The sequence below is a fragment of the Streptomyces radicis genome, from assembly GCF_003626575.1.
Taxonomy (GTDB): Bacteria; Actinomycetota; Actinomycetes; order Streptomycetales; family Streptomycetaceae; genus Streptomyces; species Streptomyces radicis.
This window is the reverse complement of record NZ_RBDY01000007.1, coordinates 84,232-97,773: the sequence shown is the minus strand read 5'-3', so window position 1 is coordinate 97,773 and position 13,542 is coordinate 84,232. Positions and strand designations below refer to the sequence as shown.

General features: G+C 73.1%; 11 protein-coding genes. 7 read left to right on the top strand and 4 right to left on the bottom strand.

Annotation, left to right across the window (positions count from 1 at the left end):
* Positions 1 to 137 precede the first annotated feature (137 nt).
* Positions 138 to 377, top strand: a complete 240-nt coding sequence (locus tag D7318_RS12500; protein WP_147437674.1) for a hypothetical protein — start codon at positions 138 to 140, stop codon at positions 375 to 377.
* Here D7318_RS12500 and D7318_RS12495 read toward each other — a convergent pair.
* Both D7318_RS12495 and D7318_RS32810 read right to left on the bottom strand, forming a co-directional pair.
* Positions 332 to 1,978 carry a DNA repair helicase XPB gene (locus D7318_RS12495; protein ID WP_120697009.1) on the bottom strand — a complete coding sequence of 549 codons (1,647 nt, stop codon included), beginning with the start codon at positions 1,976 to 1,978 and terminating at the stop codon, positions 332 to 334. The two genes, D7318_RS12500 and D7318_RS12495, sit on opposite strands and share 46 nt — an antisense overlap.
* A 76-nt stretch (positions 1,979 to 2,054) precedes the next feature.
* A complete protein-coding gene (locus tag D7318_RS32810; RefSeq protein ID WP_183091392.1) occupies positions 2,055 to 2,219 on the bottom strand; it encodes a hypothetical protein in 165 nt (54 codons plus the stop codon).
* A gap of 309 nt (positions 2,220 to 2,528) precedes the next feature.
* On the opposite strand from D7318_RS32810, the gene argS reads away from it, so the two are divergent.
* Complete coding sequence (gene argS / locus D7318_RS12490; RefSeq protein ID WP_120697008.1) at positions 2,529 to 4,316, top strand: arginine--tRNA ligase; 1,788 nt, start codon at positions 2,529 to 2,531, stop codon at positions 4,314 to 4,316.
* 22 nt (positions 4,317 to 4,338) lie between these two features.
* On the opposite strand, the gene D7318_RS12485 is transcribed toward argS, so the two are convergent.
* The gene (locus D7318_RS12485; protein ID WP_120697007.1) at positions 4,339 to 6,726 is read right to left on the bottom strand and encodes a helicase-associated domain-containing protein; all 2,388 of its coding nucleotides are present in this window, start codon (positions 6,724 to 6,726) and stop codon (positions 4,339 to 4,341) included.
* Between the two features lie 152 nt (positions 6,727 to 6,878).
* Here D7318_RS12485 and D7318_RS12480 point away from each other — a divergent pair, with 152 nt between their 5' ends.
* Positions 6,879 to 7,763 carry a helix-turn-helix domain-containing protein gene (locus D7318_RS12480; protein ID WP_329604574.1) on the top strand — a complete coding sequence of 295 codons (885 nt, stop codon included), beginning with the start codon at positions 6,879 to 6,881 and terminating at the stop codon, positions 7,761 to 7,763.
* 153 nt (positions 7,764 to 7,916) lie between these two features.
* On the opposite strand, the gene D7318_RS12475 is transcribed toward D7318_RS12480, so the two are convergent.
* Entirely contained in the window at positions 7,917 to 8,855 is a 939-nt protein-coding gene (locus D7318_RS12475; RefSeq protein WP_120697139.1) for a hypothetical protein, read from the bottom strand.
* 319 nt (positions 8,856 to 9,174) lie between these two features.
* Here D7318_RS12475 and D7318_RS12470 point away from each other — a divergent pair, with 319 nt between their 5' ends.
* The 4 genes from D7318_RS12470 (at position 9,175) to pstA (ending at position 13,522) form a co-directional block, all read left to right on the top strand.
* Positions 9,175 to 9,960 (top strand): response regulator transcription factor, encoded by a 786-nt coding sequence (locus tag D7318_RS12470; protein WP_230423672.1) that lies wholly within the window; start codon positions 9,175 to 9,177, stop codon positions 9,958 to 9,960.
* 228 nt (positions 9,961 to 10,188) lie between these two features.
* Positions 10,189 to 11,307, top strand: a complete 1,119-nt coding sequence (gene pstS, locus D7318_RS12465) for a phosphate ABC transporter substrate-binding protein PstS (RefSeq protein ID WP_120697005.1) — start codon at positions 10,189 to 10,191, stop codon at positions 11,305 to 11,307.
* A 149-nt stretch (positions 11,308 to 11,456) separates the two neighbouring features.
* Entirely contained in the window at positions 11,457 to 12,434 is a 978-nt protein-coding gene (gene pstC, locus D7318_RS12460; RefSeq protein WP_120697004.1) for a phosphate ABC transporter permease subunit PstC, read from the top strand.
* Entirely contained in the window at positions 12,434 to 13,522 is a 1,089-nt protein-coding gene (gene pstA, locus D7318_RS12455) for a phosphate ABC transporter permease PstA (protein ID WP_120697003.1), read from the top strand. The genes pstC and pstA overlap by 1 nt, the downstream gene beginning before the upstream one ends.
* Positions 13,523 to 13,542: the final 20 nt, after the last annotated feature.

Genomic DNA, 13,542 nt, shown 5'->3' with positions numbered 1-13,542 from the left:
TCCCACCCCTGAGGCGTGGGCTGGCGTTCCCTAGGGGGTGGGGTGGGGCGGCTCGCTCCTGAGGCGGAGCGGCGCAGGTCAGGGGTTCCGTCCGGGGGGTGATGTGGCGCGGGGCGCGGGCGGGCAGGCTGAAGGACATGAGTACCGCGACCGTTCCCACCACCGCCACAGCCCCGTCCCACCACCTGTTGGGGGGCGCGTTGCGCGCCTTTCACGCCGTCCGGGTCGTGGCGGGCGCCGTCTTCGACGTCGTCATCCTGGGCCGCGCCGAGGCCGAGCGCGCCGAGGCCGAATCCGGCGTCGGCGGCGTCGGCGGCGACCTCCGCGCCCGTCAGGCGTCGCCCGCGAGCAGCTCGCCCGCGTCCATGATCCGGTAGGCGTACCCCTGCTCGGCCAGGAAGCGCTGCCGGTGCGCGGCGAACTCCTGGTCCACCGTGTCCCGCGCGACGACCGAGTAGAAGCGTGCCTCGTGCCCGTCCGCCTTGGGTCGCAGCACCCGCCCGAGGCGCTGCGCCTCCTCCTGCCGCGAGCCGAACGTCCCCGACACCTGGATGGCGACCGTCGCCTCCGGCAGGTCGATCGAGAAGTTCGCCACCTTCGACACCACGAGCACGGGGATCTCGCCCGCGCGGAAGGCGTTGAACAGCTTCTCCCGCTGCGTGTTGCTCGTGTCGCCCTTGATCACCGGGGCGTTCAGGCGCTCGCCCAGCTCGTCGAGCTGGTCGATGTACTGCCCGATGACCAGCGTCTGCTCGCCCGCGTGCCGCCGCACCAGCGTCTCGGTCACCCGCCGCTTGGAGTCGGTCGTGGCACAGAAGCGGTAACGTTCCTCCGGCTCCGCCATCGCGTACGCGAGCCGCTCCGACTCGGTCAGGTCCACCCTGACCTCCACGCAGTCGGCGGGCGCGATGTACCCCTGCGCCTCGATCTCCTTCCACGGCGCGTCGAACCGCTTGGGCCCGATCAGCGAGAACACGTCCGACTCGCGGCCGTCCTCCCGCACCAGCGTCGCCGTGAGCCCGAGCCGCCGCCGCGCCTGGAGGTCGGCCGTGAACTTGAACACCGGCGCGGGCAGCAGATGCACCTCGTCGTAGACGATCAACCCCCAGTCGCGCGAGTCGAACAGCTCCAGGTGCGGATACACGCCCTTGCGCCGCGTCGTGAGCACCTGGTAGGTCGCGATCGTGACCGGCCGGATCTCCTTGCGCGTGCCGCTGTACTCGCCGATCTCGTCCTCGGTCAGCGACGTGCGGCGGACCAGCTCGGACTTCCACTGCCGGGCCGAGACGGTGTTGGTGACCAGGATCAGCGTGGTCGAGCGCGCCTCGGCCATCGCCCCGGCGCCCACCAGCGTCTTCCCCGCCCCGCACGGCAGCACCACGACGCCCGAACCCCCGTGCCAGAAGCCCGAGATGGCCTGCCGCTGGTACGGGCGCAGCTCCCAGTCGCTCTCGCGCAGCGCGATGGGGTGCGCCTCGCCGTCCACATAGCCAGCCAGGTCCTCGGCGGGCCAGCCGAGCCGCAGCAGCGCCTGCTTGATCTGGCCGCGCTCGGAGGGGTGCACGACGACGGTGTCGGGATCGATCCGCGCCCCGATCAGCGGCTTGATGCGCTTGGAGCGCAGCACCTCCTCGAGCACCGGCGGATCGGTGCTCTGGAGGACGAGGCCGTGGGCGGGGTGCTTGACGAGCGAGAGCCTGCCGTAACGCGCCATGATCTCGGCCACGTCGACGAGGAGCGACTGCGGCACGGGATAGCGCGAGTATGTGACCAGCGCGTCGACGACCTGCTCGGCGTCGTGCCCGGCGGCCCGCGCGTTCCACAGCCCGAGCGGCGTCACGCGATACGTGTGGATGTGCTCGGGCGCCCGCTCCAGCTCGGCGAACGGCGCGACGGCCCGGCGACAGTCCTCGGCCTGCTCGTGATCGACTTCGAGGAGCAGCGTCTTGTCGCTCTGCACGATGAGGGGTCCAGTCACGCCAGGTCTCGCCTCCGCCGCTCCGCATGGGTCTGGCCGGGCGATTCCGGCCAAGACTCCAGTCTGCCGGATGCGCTCAGAAATCGGTCAGGGCGCTCAGGTCGATCTCGACGGGGAAGGGCACCTCGGTGATCAACGTGCCCCGGTGCACGGGGTGCTGGGGCGCGGGGATGTAGCTGCGGGTCTCGTGGTGCGGCCAGTATTCGTGCACGGCGATACCGTCGTCGCGCTCGCGCTCCACGCGCCAGTAGTAGGGGACGGAGTCGCCCGCGCAGGCCGTTCGACGGTCATCACTGCTCCCATGGCGCTGAGTATGGACGCGAGCACGAGGCGCGATTCCGCATACGACCATACGGTCACCGGAAAGGGTGGGCCCAAGGGGCGCGCGGTTGACCCGCGGGGCGGGCGCCGACAGTCCGGGATCACCGTGCCGTCGCCCACGTGCGCGTGCGGGGAAATGGGGGAACGTGCGGTCCTCCGCACCTGTCATGCTGGTGGGTGCCGGTGGGCGCGACGCCCGCCGCGGCTCACGAGGAGGATGCGAGCGACCATGGCGGAACGGGTACGGTCCCTGGCCGGCGATGTGGAAGCGGCTGTCTCGGCGGCGATGGCCGGGGCGGGGCTCGTCCCCGCGGACCCGCTGGTGCGACGTTCCGACCACGCGGACTTCCAGTCCAACGTCGCCCTCTCCCTGGGCAAGCGCCTCGGCCGCCCCCCGCGCGAGCTGGCCGCCGAGCTGCGGGCGGGCCTGGCCGACCTGGACTGGCTGACGGACGTCGAGGTCTCGGGCCCCGGCTTCCTCAACATCTCGCTCGCCGACTCCAGGCTCCTCGGCCGCCTCGCCGAGCGGCTTGCCGACCCCAGGCTCGGGGTCGAGCCGAGCAGGAAGGGCGAGACGGACGTCGTCGACTACTCCGCGCCCAACGTCGCCAAGGAGATGCACGTCGGCCACCTGCGGTCCACGCTCATCGGCGACGCGCTGACCCGCGTCCTCGGCTTCCTCGGCGCCACGGTGATCCGGCAGAACCACATCGGGGACTGGGGCACGCAGTTCGGCATGCTCATCCAGTACCTCTTCGAGCACCCCGAGGCGGCCTGGCGCAGCAAGGACCTGGCGGCGGGCGACGCGGGCGACGAGGGCAGGGCCGGTGCGGTCTCGGCCCTCGACGCGCTCTACAGGACCGCGCGCGCGGAGTTCGACGCCGACCCCGCGTTCAAGGAGCGGGCGCAGCGGAGGGTGGTCGCGCTCCAGTCGGGCGACGAGGAGACCGTCTCGGCCTGGCGGGAGATCGTCGCCGAGTCGGAGGAGGCGTTCCAGCAGGTCTACCGGCGGCTCGGCGTGCTGCTGACGCAGGAGGACACCAAGGGCGAGTCGTTCTACAACCCCTGGCTGCACGACGTCGTCGACGAGCTGCGCGACAAGGGGATCCTGGAGGACAGCAACGGCGCCCAGGTCGTCTTCTTCGACGACATCCGCGGCCCCGAGGACAAGCCGGTGCCGATGCTCGTGCGGAAGAGCGACGGCGGCTTCGGCTACGCGGCGACCGACCTGGCCACCATCAGGCACAGCATCAAGGACCTGCGTGGCACGCGGATGATCTACATCGTGGACGCCCGGCAGTCGCAGCACTTCGAGATGGTGTTCCGCACGGCGCGCAGGGCGGGCTGGCTGACCGAGGACCTGGTGGCGGTGCACGCCGCGAACGGGACGATCAACGGCCCCGACGGGCGCCCGTTCAAGACCAGGGCGGGCGGCACCGTCCGCCTCGCCGACCTGCTCGATGACGCGCTGCGCCGGGCGCGCGAGGTGGTCGCCGAGAAGGACCCGGACCTGTCGCCCGACGAGCTCGACGACGTCGCGCACCTGGCGAGCGTGGGCGCGGTGAAGTACGCGGAGCTCTCGACGTCGCGGACGAAGGACTACTCGTTCGACGTCGAGCGCATGGTCAGCTTCAACGGCCAGACCGGCGTCTACCTCCAGTACACGCACACCCGGATCGCCTCGATCCTGCGCAAGGCGGGGGAGACGGGCGCGGGGCGCGGGGGGTTCGCGCCCGGGCTCGCGCTCGAGCCCGCGGAGCGCGCCCTCGCGCTGGTGCTCGACGAGTTCGGCGCGACCCTGGACGCGGTGGCCGAGACGCTCGAGCCGCACCAGCTCGCGGGGTATCTGTACGCGCTGGCACGGGCGTTCACGGCGTTCTACGAGTCGTGTCCCGTGCTGCGGAGCGATGTGCCGGACGAGGTCAGGGCGAACCGCCTGGCGTTCTGCGAGCTGACCAGGGCGACCCTGGCCCAGGGCCTGCACCTGCTGGGGATCGCGGCGCCCGAGCGGATGTGACGGCTCACGGGGCCGCGGGACCTCACAGGCCCGCGGTGCCCGTGATGCGGTGCAGGGGGTAGGTGCGCACCTCGTCGGCGGTGTGGTCGAAGGCGGTGACGAAGCCGCCCTCGACCCGCACCGGGGACAGGATCCGCTGCGTGGCCATCCCGTCCGCGCCGACGTAGCCGATCCGCACGAGCGCCCCGTCGGCCGCCGCCACCCGCAGGGCGGCCAGCGTGTCGGCCGACGACGTGCGCGGCGGTGGCCCGGCCGGGTCGGGAACGCGCCCCGCGGGGGTGCGCGGCGCGGCGCCCGCGGCGTGGTCCCCGGCGCGGATGGCGCGCACGGCGGCGCTCAGGAGCGAATCGTCGGCGGCCGGTGGTGAGTCGGGGGCGGGCTCGGGCAGCGTGCGCGCCGGCGTGCGGTGCGGCTCGCTCGGCAGCGTCACGACCGCGCCGTCCGCCGACTCGGCCGCGGGCGCGTAGCCGTACTCCCGCAGCCGCTCGAGCAGGGTGCCGGGCGGGGCGCCCGAGATCACCACCGTGGGCGCGATCCGGCGCAGCCGCAGCCCCTCGGCGCGCCGGTCGGCGACAACCTGGGTGAGCAACGACTCGTCGTCGCACAGCAGATAGCTGGCCGCCGCCCCGACCCGCAGCCTGCCGTACCGCCGCGCGACGTCGTCCACGAGGTAGGAGAGCGGCTGTGGAACGGGCGTGCGCGAGCGGGCGGCGAGGAACGCGTGCAGCTCGGCCGCCGACCAGCCCGCGTCGAGCGCGCGGCGCACCGAGTCGGGCGTGAACCGGTAGACGGTCGCGCCCCCGCGCGACTCGATGTCGGCGGCCACGGCCATGGCCTGCCGCAGGTCGCGGCGGAGCGGCCCTGGCGCGACGGCGGTCAGGTCGGCCTGGAGCAGGAAGTGGTCGAGCGGCTCGGGCAGGAACGGCGCGAGCAGCGCCGCGGCCCGCTCGGGGTCAGCGGCCCCGGGCGGCTCGGCGAGCAGCGGCCTGGCGAACGACGTGAGCGCGCCGCGCCCGGTGACGCCGAGGCGCTCGGCCTCGGCGAGCGCCGCCCGGCACAGCGTCGCGCGCGTCTCGTCGGGAACGCGGCGCGGCAGCTCCCAGCGCATCCGCTCGAGCACCCACGTGGGCTCGGGCGCGGCGCCCGGCGGGAGCGCGGAGAGGAGGCGCAACGTTGCCCGGCGCAGCTCGGCGGTGGGGCCGCGGTCGAGGCCTGGGCCGAGCGCGGCCAGCAGGCGGCCCTTGCCGTCACGGGCGCCGACGAGCCCGGGGACGCGGGTCGTGGTGAGCCACGCGGCGACGAGGCGCAGCCAGCGGCGCTCGGGCGCCATGGCGAGCCAGTCGTCGTACGCGGGGGTGGGCGCGTACCGCTCGTCCGCGGCGCCGTCGCCCGCCAGGAGGCCTGCGGCGTAGGAGAGTTCGAGCCAGAACGCGGCCTCGGGCTCGGCGACGTCGAGGGTGACGGCGGCACGTTTCAGCTCGCGCACGCCCAGGCCGCCCGCGCGCAGCACGGCGGGCGTCTCGGTCTCCCACGCGGTCAGCAGCTCCTCGACCACCGTCAGCGCGGCATGGACGGCGCCCGCCGCGGCGGCGTCCGCGGCGTCGGGGGAGTGCTCGAAGCGCAGGAGGGGCGCGGGCGGGTGGGCGCGCAACTCCCGATGCGCCCGTCCGCCCCGCAGATGGAGGGCGACCTCGCGCGGCAGCACGACGGTGCCAGGGCCCGTCGGCATGAGCAGGCCGCGGTCGAGCAGCCAGCGCAGATGGGGCGCGGGGTGGGCGGAGACCTCGCCGTAGGGCGGCCCCCAGGTGAGCCGGTCGAGCGCGCCGAGGGCGCCCTGCGGCGCCTCGTCGAGCAGCGTGGCCAGCCGTTCCTGGTCGGCGAACAGCGTGGTCAGCGCCGCGAGCGCGCTCACCGGGTCGTGGGTGGGCGGCAGCCCGGCGTGGGTGAGCAGGTCCTGCATGCGGCTGGGCGAGATGCCCGCGGCCGTCTCGGCGAGTGAGGGGCCGAGGCCCGTGGAGCTGGGGCGCGCGGCCGTGGGCGCGAGCAGCTCCTGCGCCGTGCGCACCAGGCGCATCGCGTCGGGCCTGCCCCACAGGAGCGCGCGGGCGCGCAGGGTCGCGAGCGCGTCGGGCAGGCGGTCCTCGCCGCCCGGCAGCAGCGCGGCCAGGGCGGGGAACGAGCAGGGCTGCGGCGCGACGACCAGCGCCTCGGCGGCCTGGAGCGTGAACGCGTCGAGCCGCTCGATCGCGCGGAGCACGGAGGCGCGGGTCCCGGCGCGGGTGGCGAGCTGGGAGAGATCGCCGGGCAGCGGCGACAGCAGGTCGGCCCTGGCGCGCAGCAGCCCGGCCAGCTCGGCGTCGGAGCGAGATCGCAGCTCGTCGGCGAGGGTACGAGGGCTGGTGCCGGTCATCCGGCCAACGGTAGCGGCCCGAGGGGTGGGGCGCACGGGGCCCGTCCCGCGATCATCGGCGGGCGCGTTGGAAGGTTGCCCCGTGGCAACGGTGAGGAGGGGCGAGTTGCGTAGGCGAGTGGACTCAGGGGGTGAGGGGGCGGCAGACTTCGGTGGGCAGACGACGGAAGGGCCAGGACACGATGCCGCCGAGGGAGAATCCCACCGCTCGACAGGCGCGCCTCGGCGCGGAGTTGAGGAAGCTGCGCGAGCGGGCCGGTCGAACGGCCCGTGAGGCCGCGGGCATGCTCGGGACCGACCAGGGCAAGATCAGCCACATAGAGTCCGGCAGGATCGGCGTCAGCGAGGAGCGGATCAAGAAGCTGGCCACGTTCTACTGCTGCACCGATCAGGCGCTGCTCGAGGCGCTGTGCGCCATCGCCCGTGAGCGGCGGGGCCAATTCTGGTGGGACGCGTACCGTGGCATGGTTGCTCCCGACCCTCTGAATGTGGCCGAGCTGGAGCACCACTCGGTGGGGATGCGCATCGTGCACATGGTCGCCGTCCCCGGGCTGCTCCAGATCCCGGACTACACACGGGCGTTGTTCCGCGCCGGGGTGGGGGAGCTGCCGGGCGAGGAGATCGAGACCCGCACGGAGTTCCGGATGCGGCGCAAGGTGGTGCTGGAGCGCGAAGAGCCGCCGCCGTTCGAGGCGTTCATCCACGAGGCGGCGCTGCGCATGCGGTTCGGCGGGCGGCAGGTGGTGCGGCGGCAGCTCGAGTACCTGATGGAGGCGTCGGAGCGGCCGGGGATCACGGTGCATGTCATCCCGTTCACCAACGAGGACTTCTTCGAGGCGATCCAGCCGGTGCTCTACGCCAACGGCGTGGTCCCGCAGCTCGACACGCTCCAGATCGACACCCCGATCGGCGGCGCGTTCCTGGACGCCGAGGCCGAACTCGTCGCCTATCGCGCCTTCTTCACCCGCGCGCGCAAGGTGTCCCTCGACCCGGACGAGTCCCGCCAGCTGATCCACCACATCGCCAGGGAATTGTGAGGTGACCTGGCCGGGTCGGGCCCTTGGCGGCGAACGATCGGGTGCGGGGCGGCGGTGGTTGGGGGGCCGGGGGGCCTTGCCCCCGGGCTGGGGCGTCCGCTGCCGTTCGGCGCGTGACGTGTCGGCACACCCGGCGCCCCGGCGTGCCGCGGGTCAGCCTCCGGCAGGGACCCTGCGACGGGCGCGGTAGAGGAGGAACGCCGCCGTCGCCAGGGCCGCGCCGCGCAGCAGCAGGGGCCAGTGGTCGGCGAACGCCGCCTCCGCGTCGCCCTCGGCCAGCGCCGCGCCCCAGTACCCGCCCGCGCGGCCGAGCAGCCAGGTCGCGTAGCCGCCCGCGACCAGCGCGGGCATGCCGAACGTCGCCCACTGCGCCTCCCTGCGGCTCAGCCGCGGCGACCAGTACGCGATGAGCCAGCCCGCGCCCAGCGCGACCACCGAGCCGATGGCCGTCCCGGCCACGAGCACCGCGACGCCGAGCAGCTCGACGGGGCCGCCGACCCGCTTGCCCGCCAGCGCGGAGTGGGCCAACCTCCGTCGGCGCGAGGGGCGTTGCGCGGCGGGCGGCGCCTCGGGCTGCTCTTGGGGAGCCGCCGTGTCGGGAGCCGCCTCGGGGTCCTCGTCGGCCCGCTCGTCGGCCTCCTCGGGGTCGCCGTCGAGGGGCGGGCGCAGCAGCTCGGGGATCTCGATCCCGCCGAAGAACCGGCCGATCTGCCCGTCGGGCCAGTGCCCCGGCCGCTTGTCGAGCCGAACGGGCCCTTCGGCCTCCCGCGGCGGCGGCACGGGCGCATCCTCAGGGGCGCGCGCGGGAGCGGAAGGCGCGGAAGGGGGCGTGGCGGGGGGCGAGGGAGCGGGCGCGGGTGCCGCGTGCGCCGCCGCCGCGACGATGTCCTCGGGCGGGCCCATCCGGCCCAGGATCCGCTTGACCGCCGACCGGCTCTCCGCGCCCCCCGCGGCGGCCCGTTCGCGCCCGATCTCGTCCCGCACCCGGTTGACCAGCGAGGCGCGCTGCGCGGCCGACATGCTGGTGCCGTGGGCCAGGTCGCCGACGCGGCTCAGATAGTCGTAGACGAGCTGTTCGCTTTCGATTCCCACCACTGCCCCTGTGCTCCCCGACGATGCAGAGAATGCTAGGCCCTGTCCCGGCGGACTTCGAGGATCGGTCCACGGCGCCGGACGCGGCGCCCCGCCGCGCCCCGCGGCGGCCCCCGGCACCTGCGCAGATGAAGCGGTGTGGCGGCCGAGAACCTGAGGGAACGCCGTTGTTCATCGTGGGTTCACCGAACGCCGTACAACCCGCTACCCACAGCTCGTTACATGGTGAACGCCCCGCGTCGGCGCCGCGAGGGCCCGGGTCCGAAGACCGCACGCACCGCGTTCTTCACTGCCGACAACGACAGCGAGGGAGAGCGCCATGGGCGCCTGGTTGAGCACGACGCATCCCCGCAGGTCGCCCGCGAGCGCGCCGGAGGACGGCATGGACGAGCCGCTGCCCCCCTCGACCCGCATCCCGCTCGGGACCGACCCCGTCGTCCTGCTCGCGGACTCCGACGAGCGCATCAGACAGGGGCTCACGGCCCAGCTCGCCAAGTACCAGGTGTCCGTGGTCCACTGCGCCGACGGCGCCGCCGCGCTGCTCGAGGCCGGGCTGCGCAAGCCCGACGTGCTGCTCGTGTCGGCCGACCTGCCCGTGATCGACGGCGCCACCGTGCTGCGCCTGGTGCGCCGCAGGCTGTCCATCCCCGTCGTGCTCGGCGTGGGCCCCGAGGACACCGCCCAGGTGGCCCCCGCGCTCGCCGCGGGCGCGAGCGCCTGTGTCGCGCGCCCCTACCGCCCCCGCGAGGTCGCGCAGCTGCTCAGCCTGGCCGACCGGGGCAACCGCGGCTGGGACCAGCCGCTGGTGTGCGGCCCGTTGACGCTCGACCCGAGCACGTACGAGGTGCGGATGCACGGCGTTCCGACGGCCAGGCTGCCGCTGCGGGAGTTCCAGCTGCTTCACCTGCTCATGCTCAACGCCGAGAAGGTCATCACCAGGGACCGGATCAGGGCCGAGCTGTGGGGCGAGGGAGCCCGCCGGTCGAACACCATCACCGTTCACATTCGGCGCCTTCGCGAGCGGCTCGGTGACGACCCGCACCACCCGGAGATCATCCAGACCGTCCGCGGCGTCGGCTACCGGCTGGTGCCGCCCACGAGCTGAGTCAGGCGTTCGACGGGCCTTCCGCCATGGCCGTACGGGTCTCGGCGGGGAGGTCCGTTCCTTAACGATTCCAACTCTTTTTGTGAAACTACCGGTTCCGTTGAACCTATCTTTCTGTTCACCTTCTGGCCCTCACGCCTTCGCTGGCCGCTCCTACGTTCTCCTCGACACTTTCAAGTCATCTGCACCCGGCCGGACCGGCTGGGCTTTGAACAAGGAGCAACGGCCATGCGCAACTGGCGCGCAAAGTCCGCCGCGATAGCCGCGGTGTCCGCCCTGGCCCTGGTCACGGCCTGTAGCAGCGACAACGAGGACAACGGCAACGGCGACGGCGACACCGGCGGGAACGGCGGCGAGGAGACCTCGGAGCTGTCCGGCACCATCGCCGGAGCGGGCGCCAGCTCGCAGGAGGCCGCGATGGGCGCCTGGATGGCCGGGTTCAACGCCCTCCACCCCGATGTCACGGTCGAGTACGACCCCTCGGGCTCCGGCGCGGGCCGCGAGCAGTTCCTCGCGGGCGGCACCGACTTCGGCGGCACCGACGCCTACTTCTCCGAGGAGGAGGGCGAGCTCGAGGGCGCGACCGAGCGCTGCGGCGAGGTCGTCGAGATCCCCGTCTACGTCTCGCCGATCGCGGTCGCGTTCAACCTCGAGGGCGTCGACTCCCTCAACCTGAGCCCCTCGGTCATCGCCCAGATCTTCAACCAGCAGATCACCACCTGGAACGACGAGGCGATCGCCGCCGACAACCCCGACGTCGAGCTGCCCGACTCCGCGATCACCGTGGTGAACCGCTCCGACCCCTCGGGCACCACCGAGAACTTCGTCGAGTACCTGGCCGCCGCCGCCCCCGAGGACTGGCCGCACGAGGTCGGCGACGAGTGGCCGGTCTCCGGCGGCGAGGCCGCGCAGGGCACCTCCGGTGTCAGCCAGGCCATCTCCGGCGGCAACGGCACCATCGGCTACATCGACGCCAGCCAGGCCAGCGAGCTCGGCTCCGTCAACGTGGGTGTCGGCGAGGAGTTCGTGCCGTACTCGCCCGAGGCCGCCGCCTCCGTCCTCGCGGTGTCGGAGCGCGTCGAGGGCCGCGGTCAGTACGACTTCGCCTACGACCTGGCCCGCGACACCACCGAGGCGGGCACCTACCCGATCGTCCTGGTCTCGTACGCCATGGCCTGCGCCACCTACGACGACGCCGCCACGGCCGAGCTGGTCCAGGCGTTCCTCGGCTACATGATCAGCGCCGAGGGCCAGGAGGCCGCCGCCGCCGAGGCCGGTTCGGCCCCGCTCTCCGACGAGCTCCGCACCGAGTTCCAGGCCGCGGTGGACGCGATCTCCGCCGCCTGATCGAGCGCCCGATCGCCCAACGGTCCGGGCGGCCCCCATCGAGGAGGCCGCCCGGCCTTGGGCATTCCGGCCCCGGGCCGCCCAGGTCCCCCGGCCGGTCGGGCCCCCACCGCTCATCGAAGACCGCCGACTTCAGAAAGGGAGAGACTGTGCCTCCCACCAAGGAGAGCAAGCGCGACCGGCCTCCCGCGGCCGAGGGCGGCCGCCCCAGGGGAACGCCCCAACGCCTGGGCGACCGCGTCTTCTCCGGCGCCTCCACCGGCGCCGGCGTGCTGATCCTGGTCATCCTCGCCGGCGTCGCCGCGTTCCTGATCGCCGAGGCGTGGCCCGCCCTGTGGGCCGACTCCGAGGACGTCACGGGCGGCGACGGCATCGTCCTCTACATCTGGCCCGTGCTGTTCGGCACGCTCATCTCCGCCGCGTTCGCCCTGGTCATCGCCACCCCGCTGGCGGTGGCCATCGCGCTGTTCATCTCGCACTACGCGCCGCGCCGCGTCGCCTCGCTGCTCGGCTATGTGATCGACCTGCTCGCCGCGGTGCCCAGCATCATCTTCGGCCTGTGGGGCGTCGCCGAGCTGGCGCCGATGACCGTGGGGCCCACCGAGTGGCTCGCGGACAACCTCGGCTTCATCCCGCTCTTCGACGGCCCCGCGTCCGCCACGGGCCGCACGATGCTGGTGGCCGTCATCGTGCTCGCCGTGATGATCCTCCCGATCGCCACGGCCGTGATCCGCGAGGCGTTCCTCCAGACGCCCAGGCTGCACGAGGAGGCGTCGCTCGCCCTCGGCGCCACCCGCTGGGAGATGATCCGGATGGCGGTGCTCCCGTTCGGCCGCTCGGCGATCATCGGCGGCTCGATGCTCGGCCTCGGGCGCGCGCTCGGCGAGACCATGGCCGTGGCCATCGTGCTCTCCGCCAACCGCGACATCGTCAGCTTCGACCTGATCAGCAGCGCCAACTCCTCGACGATCGCGGCCAACATCGCGCTGTCGTTCCCGGAGTCCTCAGGGCTCGACGTCAACACGCTGATCGCCTCGGGCCTGGTCCTCTTCGCCGTCACCCTGCTGGTCAACATGGGGGCCCGCGCGGTGATCAACCGGCGCCGTGAATTCTCGGGAGCCAACTGATGTCCACTGAGACCACCCTGGACAAGACCCCGCCGCCCCCGGACGTGCTCCCGCCGGTGCCGCTCTCCCGCGGGTCGCTCCCCCGGGGCGCCGCGCCCGGCGTCCTGCTCGCCTTCGTCGTCGTGGCCGCGGCGCTGTGGCAGCTTGCCGACGCCAACCCCGCGGTGTGCGGGATCGGGGCCGCCCTCGGCTACTCCGTCGTGATCTACGCCTGGTCCCGCGCGGTCGAGGGCCCGCGGGGCGCGTTCGACCGGCTGGTCACGGCGATCGTCTCGTCGGCGTTCGTCCTGGCGCTGCTGCCCCTGGTCTCCGTGCTCACCACGGTCGTCGACCGGGGCCTCGAACGCTTCGACTCCGAGTTCTTCAACAACTCGATGCTCGGCGTCGTCAACGAGGGCGGCGGCGCCAGCCACGCCGTGACCGGCACGCTCATCATCACCGGCATCGCCGCCCTGATGTCCGTGCCGATCGGCATGATGACCGCGATCTACCTCATCGAGTACGGCCGCGGGCGCCTGGCCCGTTACATCACGTTCTTCGTCGACGTGATGACCGGCATCCCCTCGATCGTGGCGGGCCTGTTCGTCTACGCGCTGTTCGAGCTGTTCTACGGGCCGGGCATCCGCATGGGCTTCATGGGCTCGGTCGCGCTGAGCGTGCTCATGATCCCCGTGGTGGTGCGCTCCACCGAGGAGATGCTCAAGCTCGTGCCCAACGAGCTGCGCGAGGCCTCCTACGCGCTGGCCGTGCCCAAGTGGCGCACGATCCTCAAGGTCGTGCTCCCCACCGCGATCGCGGGCATCGCCACCGGCGTCACGCTGGCCATCGCGCGCGTCATCGGCGAGACCGCCCCGCTGCTGATCACCGTGGGCATCACGCGCGGCGACAACTTCGACCCGTTCAACGAGCGGATGGCGACCCTCTCGGTCTACTCCTACACGCAGTACCAGAACGCCCCGGGCTTCGCGCGCGAGGCGTTCGTGGACCGGGCGTGGGCCGCCGCGCTCACCCTGATCCTCATCGTGATGGCGCTGAACCTCGTGGCGCGCCTGATCGCCCGCCTGTTCGCCCCGAAGACCCGCAGCTAGCGGTCACCAGCCAAAGGAAG

What these genes read in the sequence shown, in the direction of transcription:
- D7318_RS12485 (WP_120697007.1), bottom strand. Translation starts at nt 6,726, where the DNA reads ATGACCGGCACCAGCCCTCGTACCCTCGCCGACGAGCTGCGATCTCGC.
- D7318_RS12500 (WP_147437674.1), top strand. Translation starts at nt 138, where the DNA reads ATGAGTACCGCGACCGTTCCCACCACCGCCACAGCCCCGTCCCACCAC.
- D7318_RS12470 (WP_230423672.1), top strand. Translation starts at nt 9,175, where the DNA reads ATGGGCGCCTGGTTGAGCACGACGCATCCCCGCAGGTCGCCCGCGAGC.
- pstA (WP_120697003.1), top strand. Translation starts at nt 12,434, where the DNA reads ATGTCCACTGAGACCACCCTGGACAAGACCCCGCCGCCCCCGGACGTG.
- pstS (WP_120697005.1), top strand. Translation starts at nt 10,189, where the DNA reads ATGCGCAACTGGCGCGCAAAGTCCGCCGCGATAGCCGCGGTGTCCGCC.
- argS (WP_120697008.1), top strand. Translation starts at nt 2,529, where the DNA reads ATGGCGGAACGGGTACGGTCCCTGGCCGGCGATGTGGAAGCGGCTGTC.